The sequence below is a fragment of the Halarcobacter sp. genome (assembly GCF_963675975.1).
In the GTDB taxonomy this organism is placed as follows: Bacteria; Campylobacterota; Campylobacteria; order Campylobacterales; family Arcobacteraceae; genus Halarcobacter.
Genome location: NZ_OY780939.1, coordinates 1,282,510 through 1,304,479 on the forward strand (window position 1 = coordinate 1,282,510; position 21,970 = coordinate 1,304,479).

The window sequence follows — 21,970 nt, forward strand, 5'->3', positions numbered from 1 at the left end:
GATGGCAAATAATTGGTTAATCGAAGATGAAGATGATTTATTTGTAGGTTCTGCCAAGTCAAAATATTTTGATATTGCAAATCAAGCTAATAAAGAGATTGTTGAAGATGAGTTTGACAAATTATTAGAAAAGCTTGCAGTTATGGAGATACTTTTATCAAAAGATAAAAGTGAAGAGTTTGATATAAATGAAGTTATAAAACAATATGTTATTCAAAATTTAGATGAAGTTGAACAGATGAAAAAAGGTTTATATGTTGAACTTGCAGGCGATATAGTTTGTAGATTAGATTCATAAGGTAAAAAGTGGAAGAGTTACAAAAAGTAAAAGATCAAATAAAAGATTTTGTTAAAGAGTGTAATGATAAAAAAAGTTTAGAATTACTAGATTTATTAGCTACAGGAAAGATGTTAAGAAGTAAATTAATACTTAAAATTGCAGGTATTAATGAAGAATCAATAAAACTTTGTGCAATTGTAGAGATGATTCACGCGGCATCTTTATTACATGATGATGTTATTGATGAAGCAGATACAAGAAGGGGAAAACCTTCTATAAACGCACTTTTTGATAATAAAACCTCTATTATGTTTGGAGATATTTTATATTCAAAAGCCTTTACTGAACTTAGTCAGATGAATAGAGAAGTTGCATATACTGTTTCAAATGCAGTTACACTATTAAGTATTGGTGAGATGTTAGATGTGGATTTGACAAATGAATTCAATACTTCATATGATAAATATCTAGATATGATTTACAAAAAAACAGCTTCATTAATTGAAGCATCTGCAAAATCTGCTGCAATATTAGCAAATAAAGATAAAGATAAATTTGCACTTTATGGTAAAAACCTTGGTTTAGCTTTCCAAATGATAGATGATATCTTAGATATTACGCAAGATAGCCAAACTCTGGGAAAACCTGCAATGTTGGATTTTGTTGAAGGAAAAGTTACTATTCCATACCTTCTTTTACATGAAAGAGTTGAAGATAAAGCTAGATTAGAGAGTCTTTATAAAAAGAGTTTAAGCCAAGAAGATACTTTATGGATTAAACAACAAATGACAGAAACAAAAGCACTTGAAGATTCAATTAATGAAGCTAAAAAATTAGGTTTAGAAGCTATTGCGGCTGTTAAAGATGAAGATAATGAATCTTTAGTACAAATTATGAGTGCAATGATAAATAGAGAATTTTAAATTATTTAAGATACGTAAAGAGAGTTGAGATTATGAGTTATTTAAGTATTAGTTTTTCTCACAAAAATACAGATATTCAAACAAGAGAGAAACTTGCATTTCCAAATGAAGAAAATAAAGATAGATTTTTAAAACAATTAATAGAAGATGAAAATATAAGAGAAGCTATACTTTTGTCAACCTGTAATAGGGTTGAGATTATAACAGCAGTTAATAATACAAGTAAAGCTTCAAAATCAATAATCAAAAAATTAAGTAATTATTCAAAAATAGATTTTGAAAATCTATATGATAGAGCAGATATTTATGATAATGATGGAGCTATACACCACCTTTTTTCTGTAGCATCGGCACTTGATTCTTTGGTTATAGGTGAAACACAAATTGTAGGACAGCTAAAAGATGCTTTTAGATTTTCTTTAGCAAAAAACTACTGTGATCAAAAACTACCAAGAGCCTTACACTACTCTTTTAAATGTGCAGCAGCAGTTAGAAATGCAACAAGTTTAGGAACAGGTTCTGTTTCTGTTGCAAGTACAGCAGTAGCAAAAGCAAAAGAGATTATAAAAGATACAAGTGGAGTAAAAGCTCTAGTTATAGGTGCAGGTGAGATGAGTGAACTTACCATTAAACACCTTTTAAGTGCAGGATTTGATGTAATTTTAACAAGTAGAGATATCAAAAAAGCACAAATTCTAGCAGATACCTTTGAAGAGTATGTAAAAGTTGAAGAGTATTCAAAGCTAGAAGAGCTTTTAAATGAAACACCAGTTATGATTACTGCAACATCAGCTCCTTATCCAATAATTACTCAAGAGATGACCAAAGAGTGTAGTTTTGAAAGATACTGGTTTGATATTGCAGTTCCAAGAGATATTGATGATATTGAATCTTCTAATCTAATGATATATTCAGTTGATGATTTACAAGATATTGTAAATAGCAATATGAGTTTAAGAGCGGAACAAGCTAAAACAGCTTATTCAATTGTAAATAAAATGTCATTGGAGTTTTTTGAATGGTTAAAATCTTTAGAGATAGAACCAGTAGTAAAACATATGTATACAAAAGCAGATGAAATTATAGAAAAGAAACTTCAAAACGCAATGAAAAAAGGTTTTATAAATAGAGATGATGAAGAAAATATTAGAAAGCTTTGTCAAACAGTTATAAATGAATATTTACATCTTCCTCAAAAACAGATTAAAACTCTTTCAAAAGATAATCAATGTGATATTGTTGTAGGAACAGTTCAATCAATTTTTGGACTAAGTTCTGATGCAAATATGCTAAACGCACATAATTGCGATAAATTTAAAATAAATTAATAGGATATAATAAATGAAATTTTCTCAAATGTTTATACCAACAACTAAAGAGACTCCAAATGATGCAACACTGCCATCTCATCAGTTTTTAGTAAGAGGTGGATTTATAAACCAAACTGGTGCAGGAATCTATAATTTCATGCCTTTAGGAAAAATAGTTTTAGACAAAATCAGAGCTGTTGTAAAAGAAGAGATGGATAATGCAGGTGCAAATGAAGTATTAATGAGTTTTGTTACACCTTTAGAACTTTGGGAACAATCTGGGCGTGCTATAGCAATGGGACCTGAGTTACTAAAATTTAAAGATAGAAAAAATGCAGGTTTTGTTTTATCTCCTACAAATGAAGAAACAGTTGTTGATATTGTTAAAAATAGAATAACATCATATAAAGATTTACCAATTAATTTATACCATATAAATACAAAATTTAGAGATGAAGCTAGACCTAGATTTGGACTTATGAGAGGTAGAGAGTTTTTAATGAAAGATGCATACTCTTTCCACGATTCTCATGAAGATTTAGTTAGAGAATTTAATGTGATGGAAGATGCATATAAAAAAGTATATGAAAGACTAGGATTAGAGTTTAGAGTTGTTGAAGCTGATAGTGGAGCTATTGGTGGAAGTGGTTCTAAAGAGTTTATGATACTTGCAAACTCAGGGGAAGATACAATAGTTGTATGTGATTCTTGTGATTATGGTGCAAATATTGAAGCAGCAAAAAGAAAACCAGCCAAAAAAGAAAAATTAGAAACTAAAGCATTAGAAAAAGTTGAAACTCCAAATTGTAAAACAATAGCTGAGGTTAGTGAATTTTTAAATGCAGACTCTTACTATTCTATGAAAGCAGTTATGAAAAAAGCTGTTTATGAAGAATCATCTGAAGTTGTTTTATTTTTTGTAAGAGGAACAGATGAATTAGAAGAAACAAAAGCTTGTAATGCAGCAAATGCACTTGATTTAGAAGATGCAAATGAAGAAGAGGTAATAGCTGCTGGATTAGTTCCAGGTTTTTGTGGAATTGTAGATTTACCAAAAGATATAAAAGTATTTGTTGATAATGAATTAAAAGAAGATAATAACTTAGTTTGTGGTGCAAATGAAGAAAACTATCACTTCACAGGTGTAGATTTAACATCTATGGAACTTGAATATGCAGATTTAATTGCAGTTCAAGAGGGTGACTTATGTCCTTGTTGTGATGGAAAATTATCATATACAAAAGGGATTGAAGCTGGACATATTTTCCAACTGGGAACTAAATACTCAGAAGCTATGGATGCTAAGTTTTTAGATGCAAATGGAAAAGCACAACCTTTTGTTATGGGATGTTATGGGATTGGTGTAAGTAGATTAGTTGCAGCAGTTATAGAACAACACCATGATGAAAAGGGGTGTATCTGGACAAAGCCAACAGCTCCTTTTATGGTTGATGTTATTGTGTCAAATGGAAAAAAAGAGGATGAATTAGAAGCTGGTATGAATATATACAATTCATTAAAACAAGCTGGAATTGAAACTATAATTGATGATAGAAAACAACAAAGATTTGGTTTTAAAATGGGAGACTTTGAGCTTATTGGTTTCCCTTATGCAGTTGTTGTTGGTAAAAAATTACAAGATGGTTTAGTTGAAGTAGTTGATAGAAAAACTTTAGAAAAAACTGAAGTAAAAGTTGAAGAGGTTGTTGAATATTTAATAAATGAAACTAAATAATTCAATGGCTTATTTGTAATCTAAATATGATATAATTTGGAAAATTTTTAGGAGAAAAGATGAACAGTGTACAAACAGTTTCTGATATGATTGGTCTTTATGCATTAAATATTGCAATTGCTATTGTTATATTTATTATAGGTAAGTGGGTAGCAAAAAAAGTTGCTGACTTTGCTAAAAAAATGATGTTAAGAAATGAAAAAGTAGATAAAACATTAGCTAATTTTTTAGATGATATTATTTATTATGTTTTAATGGTTATTGTAATCTTAACAGCTTTAAAACAATTAGGTGTAGATACTACTTCATTTTTTGCAATTTTAGGTGCAGCTGGTTTAGCTATTGGTTTAGCTCTAAAAGATTCTTTAGGAAACTTTGCATCAGGTGTAATGATTATTATGTTTAGACCTTTTAAAGTTGGAGATTTTGTAAATGCTGGTGGTGTATCAGGTACAGTTGAAGAGGTATCTATTTTTAATACTATTATTATCACACCAGATAATCAAAAAATTATTGTGCCAAATGGAGCTATAACAGGTGGTTCAATTACAAATGTAAATGCAAAACCAGAAAGAAGAGTTGATTTAGTTGTTGGTATCTCATATGATGATGATATTAAAAAAGCTAAAGATTTATTAAAAGGTATAGTTGAAGCTGATGAAAGAGTACTTCAAGATAAGGGAATTACTGTTGCAGTTTCTGAATTAGCAGATTCATCTGTAAATTTTGTTGTTAGAGCTTGGGTTAAAACTCCAGATTATTGGGGTGTAAAATTTGACTTAACAGAAAATGTAAAAACAACTTTTGACAAAGAGGGAATTACTATTCCTTATCCACAACAGGATGTTCATCACTACAACAACGATTAATATCCCTAAAATATTAGAGGATATTCTAACTGACCTAAAAAGTATTGGTGTTTTGCCAATACTTGTAGGTGGCTGTGTAAGAGACCACTTATTAAATATTCCATCAAAAGATTTTGATATTGAGCTTTATAATACCACTTCTTTAACTAGTGTAGAGAACTGCCTTAAAAAATATGGAAATGTTAAAGAGGTAGGAAAATCTTTTGGAGTTTTACTTCTATCAACTCCTGAATTTAGTTTTGATTTTGCATTAGCAAGACAAGAGAAAAAAATAGAAGATGGGCATAAAGGTTTTGAAGTAATTACTTCATCTTCATTAACTTACAAGGAAGCTAGCCTAAGAAGAGATTTTACAATTAATTCTATTGGTTATGATTTTTTTGAAAAAAATTTTTTGGACCCATTTAATGGCATAGAAGATTTAAAAAATAAGACTATAAAACATATAAAAGATGAAACTTTTATTGAAGATGCCTTAAGAGTTTATAGAGCTACACAATTTTCTTCTAGATTTGATTTTAAGATTGATTCCAATACAAAAAAACTTTGTAAAAATATGGTAGATACTGTTGAATTTAAAACATTACCAAAAGAGAGAGTTTTTGAAGAGTTAAAAAAACTTTTTTTAAAATCTCCAAAACCTTCTATAGGAATGGAGATTTTAAAAGAGTTTGGCATACTTAAATATTTTCCAGAATTAGAGGCTTTAGTAGGGTGTATTCAAGATGAAGAGTATCATCCTGAGGGTGATGTTTGGGTTCATACCTTAATGACTCTTGATGAGATGGTTAAACTTAAAACCGGTGATGAATATAGAGATTTATATCTGTTTTATGCTTTACTTTGTCATGATTTAGGAAAACCTTATTGTACAAAAGAGATTGATGGCAGAATAACCTCTCATAAGCATGAAGCTTTAGGGGTCAAACCTACTGAAACTTTTTTAAATAGAATAACAAATGAAAAAAAATTTATAGAAAAAGTGATTCCATTAGTTAAAAACCATTTAGCACCATTTCAATTATACAAAGCAGACTCATCTATTAAAGCAGTTAAAAGATTGTCTTTAAAATGTAATATTGAAGATTTATGCATAGTATGTTTGGCTGATTGTAAAGGAAGAACAATCCCAGATAAGAAAAAATGTGATGATGCAATATCTTGGGTTTTAGAAAGAGCCAGAGAGATGAATATCTCACAAGAGGGATTAAAACCTTATATTCAAGGAAGAGATTTGATAAATTTAGGTATGAAACCCTCTAAAGAGTTTAAAGACATTTTAGATTTTGCATTAAATCTTCAAATAGATGAAAACTTTGATAAAGAAATTATCTTAGAAAAGATAAAAGAGAAGTATATAAAATAGAGTAAAACTCTATTTTATGAATTGATAATATGAACATCTCTTTGTGGGAAAGGAATAGTAATTTCATTTGCATCAAGAGCTTTTTTTATATCCTCTGTTAGTCCAAAAAACACTTCCCAATAATCTTCTGGTTTACACCACGGCATAACCAATAAATTAACTGAGCTATCAGCTAAAGCTTTAACTCCTACTTCACAAGCAGGATTTTTTAAAACTTTTTCATTTTTAGCTACAGTACTTAAAATCACCTCTTTAGCTTTGTCAATATTACTACTGTAAGAGATACCTATTTCAATATCAGCACGAATAGTACCTCTACCACTTATATTTACAATAGAATTAGAAGATACAACTGAGTTTGGGATTATAATTGTTCTATTTTGGAAAGTGACTAAAATAGTATTAAAGATTTGTATCTCTTCAACTTTACCTCTAAATCCTTGTGATTCAATAACATCTCCAACTTTATATGGTTTAAATACAAGTAATAAAACACCACCTGCAAAATTAGAAAGTGAACCTTGTAAGGCTAAACCGATTGCTAAACCTGCAGCACCAAGTACTGCCACAAAAGATGTTGTTGCAATACCTATCATTGAAGCAACTGAGATAAATAATAAAATTTTAAGACCCCATGAGGTTAAACTTTTTAGAAAAGGGATAAGTGTTTTGTCAACTTTTGAAGCAATTAATGTTTTTTCAAATAGATTAATTATTATTGCAATAATCCAAAGTCCAAATATAAGTGTAATAATTGCTAAAGCAAGTTTAGGAGCATACTCAATAGTTAAATCTAATAATTTAGAAAGATAAACTTCCATATTAAGCCTTTTTTGTATAATAAATTATAATAACAAAAAATAATTTAAGGTCTAATGATATTGTTTTCACTACCATTTACAGAGTGAAATATTGTTATGTCGTATTTTTTTGCATAATATTTCAACAATAAATTTTGCAAAACAGGTTCTGTAGATGGAGTAAACCAAGCATTATTTGATATTGCAATCATATATTTAACATCATCTAGATTTTGAAATATTTTATCACTTGTTGCTTCATAACAAATTGCATTTCTAAATTTTGTGCCGTTAATTACAAAATTTGTTGGTCGATCTGCTTTTTTATAATCTTCTGCACCATCATAAAATATGTTATTAATTAAGTCTGCGATAAATTTAGGAAAGGGTATCTCTTCTCCAAAAGGTACAAGTACAACTTTTTTTGCAATTTCAACTTTTCCTTTTGCTATATGGTATGTTGCATTATAATAACTATTTTCCTCTTTATATAAAGCCCCAGCAATAATATTTATATCAAAAGATTTATCAATCAATTCAGCAAGTAAAAACTCTTCATTATTAAGAACTATAGGAAATACAGTTTCTGGAAGAATAATCAAATCATTTTTTTCTTCAATTGCTTTATCAATAAGAGCTAAATTTTGTTCTATAAGTGTAGGAACATTATCTTTAATCCATTTTTGATCTTGAGCAATATTTAATTGTGGCATGGATATTTTTATATTAGAAGGATTATCTATATATTCTCCAACATTATGATAAGTAAAAAATAATGGTATGAAGGCTAAAAGTTTTATTTTCTTAGGCATCTCAATAAATATAACCAAAGCTAAAAGTATAAGGGCAAAAGATATTTTTGATGTTTCTAAATAGCTGTCTATAAATATTAATTCAGGGATGAACCAATTAAATCCTAAAGGATGGATAAAAGATAAAATAAATAGTATAAATACCCTGTAAATTGTAAATTCAAAAATACCAATAAGTAAAAAAAGAAATGCATATCCTATACCAAAACCTAATGGAGCTAAAAAAGATATCTCTTTTAAACCATAATATTCAAAAGAGTTTCCTATCCAATAAAACCAAAATATACCAATAAAAAAACCACTTGTAAAAAGAGTTTTTCTATTAATTTTAAGAATTAAATATAGAGAAACTAAACCTAATATGGTGTTTAAAATTTTATATTCAATATTAAAATATGCAAGGTAAATAAAAGCACTAAAAAATAAGGCAACTATCAAGCCTTTTATTATATAAGTTTTGTTAAAATTGTCGCGTTTTACTAAAAACATAGAAAAAACTTTTTTAAAAGGAAATTGTATGGAAGGTCAAAGTGCAGATTTATTAAGCTCATTATTACCTCTTGTTGCATTGTTTGCTATTTTTTATTTTTTAATTATCAGACCGCAACAAAAACAGGCTAAGCAGCATAAAGAAATGATTGCTGGTCTTAAAAAAGGTGATAAAATTGTAACAAATGGTGGCTTAATGGTAGAAATTACTAAAGCAGAAGAAGATTTTTTTGTAGTTAAAAACCATGATAACACTGAAATGAAACTTGCAAAAGAGTTTGTTGCAAAACTTTTAGACTAACGAAATTTTAAAACATGTAATTTTACATGTTTTAATTTTCTATGTTTTACACTTACACACTTAAGGACTAAGATTGAAAATCTTTAATTACAGACTAATTATTTTTATTTTAAGTATAATTTTTGGAGTTGTATTCTCTGTTCCCTCTTTTTTACAAACTGACAGCGGCAAAAAAATCTCTTTGGGGCTTGATTTACAAGGTGGTTTACATATGCTTCTTGGAGTTAAGACAGAAGAAGCAGTAACTTCTAAAATTAAATCAATTGCAACATCTATTAAATATTTTGCAGATGATGAAGAGGTGCTAATAGAAGATTTATCTATAAAAGATAATACTGTACATTTTACAGTGCTTGACAAAGATGAACTTCCAAAAGTTGATGAGATGTTAAACTCTATTAAAGGCTTAGATGTTACTAAAGAGGATATCAACTATAAAATTGCTCTTACAAATGAAGAACAACTTATTACAAAAGATTTAGCAGTAGCACAAGCTGTTGAAACTATTAGAAACAGACTTGACCAATTTGGTTTGGCTGAACCAAATGTTGTTAGACAAGGTGAAACTGATATAGTTGTTGAATTACCAGGTATAAAAACAGCTGAAGATGAAAAAGCTGCTAGAGAGCTTATATCTAAACCAGCAAATCTTGAACTTATGGCAGTAGATGAAGAAAGAGCAGATCAAGTTTATTCTTTAACAAAATATCAAGCAGCACAATATGGGGATATTATCTTAGAAGATACAAATAATCCTCAAATCAAATATTTAGTAAAAGAGATTCCAATTTTAAATGGTAGTCAAGTTATTGATGCTAAGGTTGCTTTTGATCAAGGAAACCAACCAATTATTAATTTTACACTAAATAGTAGTGGATCAAGAATTTTTGGAGATTTTACTGGTAAAAATGTTGGGAAAAGACTTGCAGTTGTATTAGATGGAAAAGTTTACTCAGCACCAAATATCAGAGAAAGAATTGGTGGTGGTTCTGGTCAAATCTCAGGAGGATTTTCAACAGTTGAGGCTGGAAATGTTGCTATTGCTTTAAGATCAGGTGCTTTACCTGCTTCAGTTGAATTATTAGAAAAAAGAAGTGTTGGTCCAAGTCTTGGTGCTGATTCTATTCAAGCATCTATGATAGCTCTTATCTCAGGATTTGTAATTGTATTTGTATTTATGATTGTTTATTATAGAAATGCTGGAATTATTGCAAATGTTGCTCTTATCTCAAATATATTTATTATTATCTCAGTAATGGCAATGTTTGGAGCTACTTTAACACTACCAGGTATGGCGGGTATCGTTTTAACTGTTGGTATGGCAGTTGATGCCAATGTAATTATTGGAGAAAGAATTAGAGAATTATTAAGAGCAGGTATGTCTATACCAAAGGCTATTGAAGATGGATATTCAAATGCAATGAGTGCAATTCTTGATGCAAATATTACTACACTTTTAGTTGCTGTAATTCTTTATGCTTATGGTACAGGACCAATTAAAGGTTTTGCTGTAACAATTTCAATTGGTATTTTAGCATCTATGTTAACAGCAATTTTAGGTACACATGGAATTTATGAAGCTTTATTGCCTAAAATGACAAAAGACAAAAACTTAAAAAAATGGTTTGGGATTAAATAATGGAAATTTTTAAAAGTGGAAAAATTTATGATTTTATGGGTAAAAGAATCCCATTTCTTGGCTTATCAAGTTTATTAATTATTGCTTCTATTGTATTATTACTTACAAAAGGCGTAAATTTTGGAATTGATTTTGCCGGTGGAACTATTGTTCAAGTTAAATATGAAAAACCAGCTCCAATTGACAAAATTAGAGATGTATTAAATAATACAGACTATAAAGGTTCATCAATTACTGAATTTGGTTCACCTGAAGAGGTTGTTATTAGAATCACAGGTTCATCTTCAAATCTTGCAAATGATATTGGTGATGAGATGCATAGAATTCTTGATTCAACAGGTAACTTTGAAGTAAGAAGAGTTGATATGGTTGGGCCAAAAGTTGGTGGTGAACTTAGAGAAAAAGGTTTAATGGCTTTAGGATTGTCTTTAATTGTAATCTTAATTTATGTTTCATTTAGATTTGAATGGAGATTTGCCGTTGCTTCAATCTTAGCATTAGCACACGATATCACTATTGCTTTAGGTGCAATATCTTTATTTAATATAGAAGTAAATTTAGATATCCTAGCTGCGATTTTAACAATCTTAGGATACTCTCTAAACGATACAATTATTGTATTTGACAGAATTAGAGAAGGGATTTCAACATCTAAAGAAAACTTATTAAATTCAGTTGTAAATGAATCAGTAAGTAGAACCTTATCAAGAACAACACTTACATCATTAACAACATTTTTCGTTGTTGCAACACTATTTGCATTTGGTGGAGAGATTATCCACGGATTTGCATTTACAATGCTTGTAGGTATTATAGTTGGAACATATTCATCTATTTTCATTGCAGCATCATTCTTAGTTCAATTAAAATTCTCAATTGCTAATTTTAGAGAAAAAGAAGCAGAGAAAGTAAAAAGACAAAAAGAGAAAGAGAAGATTAGAGCGATGTATGAGAAAGGAACAGTCTAATAAGACTGTTCTTGCATCATCTTTTAAAATATTTTTGCGTTAAAAAACAAAATTTACTCAGTCACTTACTGCAGTAAGCTCCTTCATAAATTTAATTTTTTGCCTTGAACTTTTTCAAAATCTAATACAATAACAGTCTTATCTTCAATTGTTTTTATAAAAATAAAGAAAAGGCAATCTTACTGTCTATAGCATATGCGTAAAAGAAAGATAAGAGGAGTGTTAAACTCCTAAAATAAAAAGAAAATAATAAATTAGATAAAAAAATAACACTTTTTAACATATCTTCAACATACTTTAATGATATAATTGTAAAAATAATAAAAAAATATTACTGTATTTTAAGGTGAGTATACCAAATGAATAGAGATAAATTAAAAAAAGTAAAATTAGGTTTTGATAAAATAACATCTCAAAACTCTACAAATTGGAAGTTAGTATTATTTTGGATATTCTTCTTTGAAGTTATTGCTGCAATCTTTGAATTTATATTTGTGGATAAATATGTAGAATATTCTGTTTCTATTCCCCATACTCTTACAACAGAGATAATAGTTGGACTAATAGTAACTGCTTTTGTATGGTATTGTATTTATAATATAATATTTGATGATGCTAAAAGTAAATTTAGACTTCTTATTTTAACTCTGGTTGGTCTGTATTTTATTGTTACAAATGACTTTTCATTACAGTTTTTATTAAATAATCTAAATCCAATGCACTTTCTTGAATTAGATTTTGGGGGAGTACTTATTTTAGAACTTTTACTTAAACTTATCATACTTTATTTGATATATCAACTTATCGTTTCTAGAAAGAAAAAATAAGTTATAAAAGTAATTGAAACAGTCCAGAAAGTCTTCTTTTATCATATTTTAGATAAAATATTGTCTTTAAGAAAACTGATAAAGGATTATCATGGATTGGGGTAAGGTAACTTATATATTCTTTTCGCTTATGTCTTTAACTACTACAGCAGGTTTTTTATATGAACCAAATGCAGTTGCTCTGTTTTTAGCAGCAGGTGTTAATGTTATATCAACAATATTAAAAATTGGTGTTAAGAACCTCCTCGCAGCAGAATTATTAGCTAGTTCATTAGTTGCAGACTTACATCTTATTCCTGCATTTATGGTATTAACATTTATTGGAGATGAACCTATGTCTACATCTCTTGCAATTGGTGCGGTTGTAGCAAATATATTCTCAATAGCTTTAGCTTTAATTGAGAGCGCAAAAAGTCAAGATAAGGAAGAGTATTAATGGAGTATAATCCACAGGAAATTGAGGCAAAGTGGCAAAATTATTGGAATGAAAATGGAAGTTTTGAGCCACAAAATGATTATAAAAAAGATAAAAAATATATTTTAAGTATGTTCCCATACCCAAGTGGTAGAATACACATGGGACACGTTAGGAACTATTGTTTAGGTGATGCTTTTGCAAGATATTTTAGAAAAGCAGATTTTAATGTACTTCATCCTATAGGATGGGACAGTTTTGGTATGCCAGCTGAGAATGCAGCTATTAAACATAAACTTCATCCAAAAAAATGGACTTATGAAAATATTGATTATATGAGAGATGAACTAAAAGCTTTAGGTTTATCTTTTTCTGCAAAAAGAGAGTTCGCAACTTCTGATGAACTATATACAAGATGGGAACAAGAATTTATCATTAAGATGTATGAAGAGGGTCTTTTATATAGAAAATCTACAACAGTAAATTGGTGTGAACCTTGTCATACAGTTCTTGCAAACGAGCAAGTAGAAGAAGGGTGTTGTTGGAGATGTGATACTCCAGTAGAACAAAAAGAGATGCCAGGATATTATGTAGCTATTACAAAATATGCTCAAGAACTTTTAGATGATTTAAAAACCTTAGAGGGTGAGTGGCCATCACAAGTTTTAACTATGCAAGAAAACTGGATAGGAAGAAGTGAAGGTTTAGAGTTTACTTTTGAATTATCAAAAGAATCAAGATATAAGTTAGATAAACAATTCTCTTCTTATAAAGTATTTACAACAAGACCAGATACAATTTATGGAATTTCTTATTCTGCTTTAGCTCCAGAACATCCAATTGTTAAATATCTAGTAGATAATAAATTATTAGATGATGATAAATTAGATGCTATTAAAGCTATGCAAAAAGTAAGTGAAAGAGATAGAGCAACAATGCCTAAAGAGGGTGTTTCTTTAGAGATTGATGTAATCCATCCATTAACAGGAGAAAGAGTTCCTGTATGGGTTGCAAACTTTGTTTTAAGTTCATATGGTGGAGGAGCAGTTATGGCTGTACCTGCACATGATATAAGAGACTTTGAGTTTGCAAAAGAATATAACTTACCAATAAAACAAGTTATTGAAGGTCCAGATGGTTTATTTGATAAGCTAACAGAAGCTTATACTGGTGAAGGTAAATTAGTAAATTCAGAAGGTTTTAGTGGACTTAGTAATACTAAAGCTAAAAAATCTATAATTTACCATTTTGAACAAAACTCATTTGGTACAAAACAAATCAATTACAAATTAAGAGATTGGGGTGTATCAAGACAAAGATATTGGGGTGCACCAATCCCTTTTGTACATTGTGATGATTGTGGTTTAGTTCCTGAAAAAACTGAAAATTTACCAATTGCACTTCCAGAAGATGTGGAGATTACAGGTGAAGGAAATCCACTAGATACACATCCTACTTGGAAAAAATGTAAATGTCCAAAATGTGGAAAAGAAGCTACAAGAGAAACTGATACATTAGATACATTTGTTCAGTCATCTTGGTACTTTTTAAGATATGCAACTAATCCTCAAAAATGGACAAAAGAGGGTGTTTCTAAATCTGATAGTGATTACTGGATGGATGTTGACCAATATATTGGTGGTATTGAACATGCTATTTTACACCTTTTATATGCAAGATTTTTTACAAAAGTATTAAATGACTTAGGTTATACAAACTCAAGAGAGCCATTTAAAAAACTTCTTACTCAAGGTATGGTTTTAAAAGATGGTGCAAAAATGTCAAAATCAAAAGGTAATGTAGTAGACCCAGATTTAATTGTAGAAAAATATGGAGCTGATACAGCTAGATTATTTATCCTTTTTGCTGCACCACCAACAAAAGAGTTAGAGTGGAATGATAGTGCTGTTGATGGTGCATTTAGATTTATTAAAAAGTTTGCACAAAGAAGTGAGCATATTACTCAAAATGGTATAGAAAACTTTAAAAATATAGATCATTCATCTTTAAATAAAGAGGAAAAAGAAGCTAGAAGAAAAGTTTATGAAGCTTTAGAAAAATCTAATGATGTATTTAACAAAACTTATGCATTTAATACTTTAATTGCTGCATCAATGGAAGCTATGAATGCTTTACAAGTACAAGACAATGAACTTGTATGGGCCGAAGGGTATTATATACTTACGAATATTTTAGAGCCAATTATTCCTCACTTATCTTGGGAATTAGCAGAAAAGCTATTTAAAAGAGAAAACTTTAATGATAAAATTGAAGTAAAAGATGAAGTTTTTGCTTTAGATTCAGTAACTTTAGCTGTTACAATTAATGGTAAAAAAAGATGTGAAATAGAAGTAAGTCCAAGTGCATCAAAAGAAGAAATTTTAGCAATAGCTAAAGAGACTTCAACTAAATGGATTGAAGGTAAAGAGTTAATCAAAGAGATTGTAGTTCCAAACAAGTTAGTTAACTTGGTTGTAAAGGGATAAAATGAAATCAAGTCGAATACTAATATTTTGTTTATTTATTTTTATAATTACAGGGTGTGGATACAAACCAGCTACTTATTATACAAAAAAAGAGTTAGATGGTAAGGTTTTTGTTAATCTTATTATTAATTTAGAAGATCCTAGAAATGTAGTTATAATAAAAGATTCAATGAATGAAATTTTAGTACATAGACTTGATGTAAAAATTGTTGATAATCCAAGTATTGCTGATACAATTTTAACTTTAAATCTAGATTCGGTATCAATGTCTCTTGTTCAAACTGATGCTGATGGATACAGTAATGTTTATAAAGCTACTGTCAAGATTAGTGTTATTTACGAAAAAGACGGAGTTATGAAAAAATTTACTGTAAGTGGTAGTGATGATATAAATATTGAGTCAGGAGCTACAATTACTGATACTAATAGATTTCAAGGTGTTAAATCAGCTGCTAATAAGGCATTGGAAGAAGTGGTTTCTAAATTAGCCATTAATTCTTTTAATAATTAAAATTATGATTAATTTTAAATCAGCCTCTTTAAAAGAGGTTTTAAGTCATAAGACTATGTATTATGAAAAAATAGATTATTCTATTGTAAGTAAATCATGGTATATTTTGTCAAAATATTTAAAACTTCCATATATAATTCATATTATAGGAACAAATGGTAAGGGCTCTACTGGAAGATTTCTTGCACATTATTTACAAAAAAAATCTTATAAAGTATTGCATTATAGTTCACCTCACATTCAAAAATTTAATGAAAGAATATGGATTAATGGTAAAGATTGTAATGATTTTGATTTAAATTTTGCTAATAAAAAATTACAAGAATATTTACCTTTAAATTTGTTGGAAAAACTTACATATTTTGAATATACAACTCTATTATCTTTGATATTAAGTGATGGTTTTGATTACTTAGTATTTGAAGCAGGCTTAGGTGGTGAATTTGATGCTACAAATGTAGTACCTAGTAATTTATCATTGGTTACTACAATAGATTTAGACCATCAAAGTTTTTTAGGTAATACAATAGAAGATATAGCCAAAACTAAAATGCGATCTGCCGATAGTAAGATGATAATTGGATATCAAATTCATAAAGAAGTTTACAAAATAGCATTTGAGGTTAAAAAAGAATTAAAAGAAGAGTTTGGAAGAGTTATTGAAGTTAAAAAAGTTGAAAACTTTGATTTATTAGCTTTAAAAAAATATCCATTATTTCTTCAAAGAAATCTTTGTTTAGTTTTAAAAGCATTGGAAGAATTAAAAATAGAGATAGATATTAAACTATTTGATGATGTTAAACTATTTGGTAGATGTCAAAAAATTTCAGATAATATTACAGTTGATGTAGGGCATAATCCTTTGGCTGCTGAATCTTTACGTGAAGAATTTAAAAATGATAAGATTGTATTGATTTATAATTCATATAAAGATAAGGATTATGAAAAAGTATTAAATATTCTAAAACCAGTCATAAAAGAGATGATAATTTTAGAAATTGATGATAAAAGAATAGTAAATAAAAATAATTTATTAGATATTTGTAAAAAATTGAATATAATAATTAATACTAATTCAAAAATAAGAAAAGATGAAAACTATTTGGTATTTGGTTCTTTTTTAGTAGTAGAAAATTTTTTAAAAAGTTTGGAAATTGATGAAAGATAGATTGATAATAACCATATCAGATGTTCATAGTACGAAAGCGTTTAATGTTCATCAAATAATAAAACAAGTGATTTTGGTAATTGCTTTAATCGTACTTCTTATCATGGGTGGTGCATTTTGGTTTATCTCTGAACTTAACCATAGAATGGATACTTTAAAAGAACAAAAAGAAAAAGAGATAGATTTAAAAGAAAAAGAGATAACAGTACTTGTTGAAAAAGAAAAAAAACTTCAAGCTCAAAATCAATTTTATTCTTTACAAATAAAAGGTAAAGTAAGAGATATAGAAGCTCTAAGTTCAAAGCTAGACCATATAGAAGAGATGATTGGTTTAAGAAACGATAATGAGAAAAAAGAACAAATTACACAAGAAACATTAAAATCAATTAATGATAAAATTAAAATGTTTATGTTAACCACTATACCAAGTGGTTCTCCTCTTAAAGAAACAACAGTTACTTCTAGGTTTGGTTATAGAATACACCCTGTAACTAAAAAGAAAAAATTTCATAGAGGAATTGATTTAAGAGCAAAAAGAAAAACAGAAGTTTTTGCAACTGCTGATGGGGTTGTTAGTTTTGCAAGGTCGTCAGATTATGGAGATTTTGGTAGAGTAATTAAGATTCGTCATAATTTTGGTTTTGAAACAGTGTATGCACATTTAAATAAAACACTTGTAAAAACAGGTGATATTATAAGAAAAAACCAAGTTATAGGTTTAAGTGGAAATAGTGGAAGAAGTACAGCACCGCATTTACATTATGAATTGAAATATGGTGAAAAAATTCTAAACCCTAGGGAGTTTATAAAATGGCAACTTGGGAACTATTATGGTATTTTTAAGAAGGAGAGGAGAGTTCAATGGGAATCTTTGGTAAGGCTAATAAACGAACAGTCCAAAATGGTGCAACCGTAATTGCACACGGAACTTGTATTATTGGTGGAATAACTACAGAGGGAAGTGTTCATATAGATGGTAAATTTGAAGGTGTTATATTAGAAGCTGACATGATTTCTATTGGTAAGACTGGAGAAGTGATTGGTGATATAAAAGCAAATAACTTAATAGTAAGTGGTCTTCTTGATGGCAAAATAGATTGCAACCAAGTACAAATATTATCTGAAGGTAAAGTAATAGGTAATATGAAATACAATGAACTAGTTATTGAAGAGGATGGAAAATTTGAAGGGCAAGGGATTAGAAAAGGTTCTAATCTAACAAGTAAATATGATGAAGTTGAAAATAAAATCAATAACATTATACTTAGTCCAGCACAACAAATAGAACATGGCCCAAAAAATTCATGAACGTCTAGAAGAGCTTTATTCTCAAAAGCAATATATTGAAAAAGAGATTGCAAAACTTGAGAATGAGTTAAAAAATAGTTCAAAAACAAATCACAATATAAAACTTTCAAAATATGATAAAATCAATCTTTTTGAAAGTTTATTTGTAAACAGAAATGATATTTATGCAAAAAAATGGATAAGTAAAGATGGCTTAAAACAAAGCTTTTATCCAGTAACTCAAACTTTTAAGGGAAAAGATTTTCTACCCTTAACTAATAAAGATTTAGAAGCACATTTAAGAGGACAGATTCAAATAGCCTCTTATATAATCGATAAAGAAAATAAAGTTAAATTTGTAGTATTGGAGATACTTCCTTCTGATATTTCAAAACTTGTAAATAGTTTCTCACTTTTACAAAGTAATTTTTTATTTGAGTACAGTTCTTATAATTCGGTTTTTGTTTGGTTGTTTTTTGAAACAAAAATAAGTGCAAAAGATTCAAGAAAATTTGCTCAATATATACTTAGAAAAGCAAATATAAATGCCAAAATATATCCAAATAAAGATTTCTCAACATTAGCTTCTTTGGAAGAGCCTTTAGAGTTACCTTTACATTTAAAATTTAGAGAAAATAATACTACAGTATTTTTTAATCCTTTTGATAATAGTATTTTTAAAAATCAATGGACAATATTACAAAATATTAAAAAAATATCTTCGTCAACTATAGAAAAATATATAGGTTTTGATACAGTAAGCAATAGTTCTTTTATCTTAGAAGATATCCAAATTCCACCTTTTAGATTAGAATTAAAGCTATATGATTTTGTTTATATTCCAACAAAAGATTTGTCACAAACTTTTATTAACAAATTAAAAAGTTTTGCTACTTTTGATAACCCTCAAATAAAAGTATTATTAAAACTAAGAAAACCTTTATTTAATACTCCAAAAGTGATAAAAAACTTTGAAGAGGATGAAGTTTATTTAAAACTTCCTAGGGGATTGATATATAAAATTGAAGAGTTTTTTAAAGATTACAATGTAGATTATAAAATAGACAATAAAACCTATTTAGAGAAAATAGAAACCAAACAAGTGAAGTTTAATCTAAGAGAAGAACAGCAAGAAGCAATTGACTCTATACTAAAAAAAGATTTTTCAATATGTGTAGCTCCTCCAGGGTTTGGAAAAACATTAATTGGTGCAAAAATGTTTGAGCAAAGAGCTTGTACTACATTGATAATTGTAAATAAAAATATGCTTTTATCTCAATGGATAGATAGGTTTGTAGAGTATTTTGGATATGAAAAAAAAGATATTGGATATTTAGGGAAAAGTAAAAATAAACTAAATGGACAAATTGATGTAGCAACTATGCAAAGTTTAAAAAATACACCAGATGTAATCAACAACTATTCTTTTGTTATAGTTGACGAGTGTCACCATATCCCAGCAGTTACTTTTGAACAAATCGTTAAAAACTTTTTTGGAAGATATATTTTAGGCCTTAGTGCAACTCCAAATAGAAAAGATGGTTTAGAGCCAATACTTTTCCAACAATTAGGAAACTTAGCCTATGAATATAAAAATAAAAAAACTGTTAAAAATCATTTAAAGGTTATAAAAACAGAGTTTACAAGTACTTGTGATACTTATGCAGAATTGATAAATGAAATATCAAGGGATGAAAATAGAAACAATCTTATTATAGAACAAATTGTTTCAAATAAAGAAAGAAAAATTTTACTTTTAACTGATAGAATAGAGCATATAAATATTTTAGAAGAGAAACTTCTTAATATGGATTTTGATTTTGTTTCAATCCATGGAAGTCTTAGTAAAAAAGAACAAGAAGAAAAGATGCAGTTAGTAGAAGAGAAAAATCTTATATTAGCTACTACTTCATATTTTGGAGAGGGGATAGATTTTCCCCATTTAAATACAATTATTTTTGCAACCCCAATCTCATATTTTGGAAGATTGGTTCAATATTTAGGTAGAATTGGAAGAGGCAATCAAGAGTGTTTAGCTATTGATTTATTAGATTATAAAAATGCAATGCTTAATTCAGCATATAAAAAACGTATCCCTGGATATAAGCAAATGCACTATATTTAGATTAGAGGAAAAAGATGTTAGGGATTATAGTTTGGACACTATTTATTGCAATAATTGTAAATATAATATTAAAAAAAGTTCATTTGCCAACAATCATTGGATATATTGTTACAGGTACAATTATCGCTTATGTATTTGATTTACATAATGCTGTTAACAATCATGATTTGAAAGAGATTGCAGAGTTTGGTGTTGTATTTCTAATGTTTACCATTGGTTTAGAGTTTTCAATTGAACATTTAAAAAAGATGAAAAAAGAGGTGTTTTTCACAGGAAGTTTACAAATACTTGTAACAACCTCTTTTGTTGTATTTTTATGTATGGTTGTTTTAGGTTTTGATTTTAAAACATCACTTGTAATAGGTGCCGCTTTATCTTTATCTTCTACAGCAATTGTATTAAAAACATATAATGAAACAAATGAGATTAAAAAAAGACATGGACAAAGGGTTTTAGGTATTTTAATTATGCAAGATATTGCAGTGATTCCTATTTTACTTATGATGTCATTTTTTACATCTGGAGATGACCAAGATGTAGTAAGACTTATTTTTAATACTACTGTTGCTGCATTTATATTAATAGCACTATTATATGTGGTTGGGAAATATCTTCTTGAACCATTTTTCGAGCATGTTACAAAAGCTGAATCTGATGAGCTTTTTGTAGCATCTGTATTACTTATTGCCATAGGAGCTTCATATTTGGCTCACCATTTTGGATTTACCTATTCATTGGGAGCTTTTGTTGCAGGTATGATGATTAGTGAAACAAAATTTAAACATCAAGTTGAAGCTGACCTCACACCTTTTAGAAATCTTCTTTTAGGGGTTTTCTTTATAACAGTTGGGATGCAGATTAATTTTTCAGTTATTGCAGACAATATCTTAATTATATTAATATTGCTTCCTGTTTTATTGTTGTTAAAATATGCAATTATTTATCTTATAGTTAGAATTGATGATACTAAAAGGGTAGCTTTTAAAACTGCTTTATCTTTAGTTCAAATTGGAGAATTCTCTTTAGCAATTTTAGAATTAGCAAGAAGTTCAAGTTTACTAGACCCTACATATTCACAAATACTAATAGTAACTATAGTAATCTCTATGATATTAACTCCAATAGTTTTAAAAAATATGTCAGGTTTAGCATCAAAATTGGTGCCAGATGATACTCTAACTATTACAAATACATACAATATAGATAAAGATACAAAAGGGCATATTGTTGTTATTGGTTATGGACATTTAGGACAAGAGATAGCAAGTAATTTAAGACTAGATGGTCATGAATATGTAATTGTAGAACACAATCTTAAATATTTTGAGATGGGATATTTAGATGATGAACCAATTATATTTGGGAATGCTGCACATAAACATATCTTAGAGTCTGTAAATATAAAACAAGCTTGTGCTGTAATTGTAGCAATTGACAATCCTGAAAAAGTACATTTAGTTTGTGAAGTAATAAATGATTTAACTCAAAGTACAAAAACAATTGTAAAAGTTACAAGATTTAGTGAGAAAAAAGAGCTTGAGAACTTACATTTAGAACATATAATTGTTGAAGATGATATTGTAGCAAGAGCTCTTGTTGAAGAAACAAAAGAGTGTAAATTAGATCTGATTGAAGAACAAATAATTAAAAGATAGGAGA

The 21,970-nt window shown here is 28.5% G+C and carries 20 protein-coding genes; 18 read left to right on the forward strand and 2 right to left on the reverse strand.

Features of this window, described 5'->3' with window-relative positions:
* Window position 1 precedes the first annotated feature (1 nt).
* Genes ACKU3H_RS06340 through ACKU3H_RS06365 form a run of 6 tightly spaced genes read left to right on the forward strand, consistent with a single transcriptional unit; the run spans window position 2 to window position 6,483 of the window.
* Window positions 2-298 carry a DUF2018 family protein gene (locus tag ACKU3H_RS06340; RefSeq protein WP_320036135.1) on the forward strand — a complete coding sequence of 99 codons (297 nt, stop codon included), beginning with the start codon at window positions 2-4 and terminating at the stop codon, window positions 296-298.
* 8 nt (window positions 299-306) lie between these two features.
* On the forward strand, window positions 307-1,203 hold the full coding sequence (locus ACKU3H_RS06345) for a polyprenyl synthetase family protein (protein WP_320036136.1): 897 nt from the start codon (window positions 307-309) through the stop codon (window positions 1,201-1,203).
* Window positions 1,204-1,235: 32 nt separating this feature from the next.
* Window positions 1,236-2,531, forward strand: a complete 1,296-nt coding sequence (gene hemA, locus ACKU3H_RS06350; RefSeq protein WP_320036137.1) for a glutamyl-tRNA reductase — start codon at window positions 1,236-1,238, stop codon at window positions 2,529-2,531.
* Window positions 2,532-2,544: 13 nt separating this feature from the next.
* Window positions 2,545-4,248, forward strand: a complete 1,704-nt coding sequence (locus tag ACKU3H_RS06355; protein ID WP_320036138.1) for a proline--tRNA ligase — start codon at window positions 2,545-2,547, stop codon at window positions 4,246-4,248.
* Window positions 4,249-4,307: 59 nt separating this feature from the next.
* The gene (locus tag ACKU3H_RS06360; RefSeq protein ID WP_320036139.1) at window positions 4,308-5,117 is read left to right on the forward strand and encodes a mechanosensitive ion channel domain-containing protein; all 810 of its coding nucleotides are present in this window, start codon (window positions 4,308-4,310) and stop codon (window positions 5,115-5,117) included.
* Between the two features lie 52 nt (window positions 5,118-5,169).
* Entirely contained in the window at window positions 5,170-6,483 is a 1,314-nt protein-coding gene (locus ACKU3H_RS06365; RefSeq protein ID WP_320036140.1) for a CCA tRNA nucleotidyltransferase, read from the forward strand.
* 14 nt (window positions 6,484-6,497) lie between these two features.
* Here the strand turns inward: ACKU3H_RS06365 and ACKU3H_RS06370 are convergent, their stop codons facing one another.
* Window positions 6,498-7,304: a mechanosensitive ion channel domain-containing protein gene (locus ACKU3H_RS06370; RefSeq protein WP_320036141.1), complete on the reverse strand. Its 807-nt coding sequence runs from the start codon at window positions 7,302-7,304 to the stop codon at window positions 6,498-6,500.
* Window positions 7,305-7,348: 44 nt separating this feature from the next.
* Window positions 7,349-8,584: an apolipoprotein N-acyltransferase gene (locus ACKU3H_RS06375; protein WP_320036142.1), complete on the reverse strand. Its 1,236-nt coding sequence runs from the start codon at window positions 8,582-8,584 to the stop codon at window positions 7,349-7,351.
* A gap of 28 nt (window positions 8,585-8,612) precedes the next feature.
* On the opposite strand from ACKU3H_RS06375, the gene yajC reads away from it, so the two are divergent.
* The 12 genes from yajC to ACKU3H_RS06435 all read left to right on the forward strand — a co-directional run bounded on the left by yajC (window position 8,613) and on the right by ACKU3H_RS06435 (window position 21,966).
* Window positions 8,613-8,885: a preprotein translocase subunit YajC gene (gene yajC, locus ACKU3H_RS06380; RefSeq protein WP_320036143.1), complete on the forward strand. Its 273-nt coding sequence runs from the start codon at window positions 8,613-8,615 to the stop codon at window positions 8,883-8,885.
* Between the two features lie 73 nt (window positions 8,886-8,958).
* Window positions 8,959-10,524, forward strand: a complete 1,566-nt coding sequence (gene secD, locus ACKU3H_RS06385; protein ID WP_320036144.1) for a protein translocase subunit SecD — start codon at window positions 8,959-8,961, stop codon at window positions 10,522-10,524.
* Window positions 10,524-11,492: a protein translocase subunit SecF gene (secF, locus tag ACKU3H_RS06390; protein ID WP_320036145.1), complete on the forward strand. Its 969-nt coding sequence runs from the start codon at window positions 10,524-10,526 to the stop codon at window positions 11,490-11,492. Before secD ends, secF begins: the two co-directional genes overlap by 1 nt.
* 359 nt (window positions 11,493-11,851) lie before the next feature.
* Window positions 11,852-12,319, forward strand: a complete 468-nt coding sequence (locus ACKU3H_RS06395) for a hypothetical protein (RefSeq protein ID WP_320036146.1) — start codon at window positions 11,852-11,854, stop codon at window positions 12,317-12,319.
* A gap of 91 nt (window positions 12,320-12,410) precedes the next feature.
* Window positions 12,411-12,755 carry a DUF6394 family protein gene (locus tag ACKU3H_RS06400; protein WP_320036147.1) on the forward strand — a complete coding sequence of 115 codons (345 nt, stop codon included), beginning with the start codon at window positions 12,411-12,413 and terminating at the stop codon, window positions 12,753-12,755.
* Complete coding sequence (gene leuS / locus ACKU3H_RS06405) at window positions 12,755-15,220, forward strand: leucine--tRNA ligase (RefSeq protein ID WP_320036148.1); 2,466 nt, start codon at window positions 12,755-12,757, stop codon at window positions 15,218-15,220. The genes ACKU3H_RS06400 and leuS overlap by 1 nt, the downstream gene beginning before the upstream one ends.
* Window position 15,221: 1 nt before the next feature.
* The gene (locus tag ACKU3H_RS06410) at window positions 15,222-15,731 is read left to right on the forward strand and encodes a hypothetical protein (protein WP_320036149.1); all 510 of its coding nucleotides are present in this window, start codon (window positions 15,222-15,224) and stop codon (window positions 15,729-15,731) included.
* Between the two features lie 4 nt (window positions 15,732-15,735).
* Window positions 15,736-16,899, forward strand: coding sequence for a Mur ligase family protein (locus ACKU3H_RS06415; protein ID WP_320036150.1), 1,164 nt, complete (start codon window positions 15,736-15,738; stop codon window positions 16,897-16,899).
* The gene (locus ACKU3H_RS06420; protein WP_320036151.1) at window positions 16,889-17,815 is read left to right on the forward strand and encodes a peptidoglycan DD-metalloendopeptidase family protein; all 927 of its coding nucleotides are present in this window, start codon (window positions 16,889-16,891) and stop codon (window positions 17,813-17,815) included. The genes ACKU3H_RS06415 and ACKU3H_RS06420 overlap by 11 nt, the downstream gene beginning before the upstream one ends.
* Window positions 17,761-18,207 (forward strand): polymer-forming cytoskeletal protein, encoded by a 447-nt coding sequence (locus ACKU3H_RS06425; RefSeq protein WP_320036152.1) that lies wholly within the window; start codon window positions 17,761-17,763, stop codon window positions 18,205-18,207. The genes ACKU3H_RS06420 and ACKU3H_RS06425 overlap by 55 nt, the downstream gene beginning before the upstream one ends.
* Window positions 18,188-20,311, forward strand: coding sequence for a TOTE conflict system archaeo-eukaryotic primase domain-containing protein (locus ACKU3H_RS06430; RefSeq protein ID WP_320036153.1), 2,124 nt, complete (start codon window positions 18,188-18,190; stop codon window positions 20,309-20,311). The genes ACKU3H_RS06425 and ACKU3H_RS06430 overlap by 20 nt, the downstream gene beginning before the upstream one ends.
* A gap of 14 nt (window positions 20,312-20,325) precedes the next feature.
* Window positions 20,326-21,966 carry a cation:proton antiporter gene (locus ACKU3H_RS06435; RefSeq protein WP_320036154.1) on the forward strand — a complete coding sequence of 547 codons (1,641 nt, stop codon included), beginning with the start codon at window positions 20,326-20,328 and terminating at the stop codon, window positions 21,964-21,966.
* Window positions 21,967-21,970 lie beyond the last annotated feature (4 nt).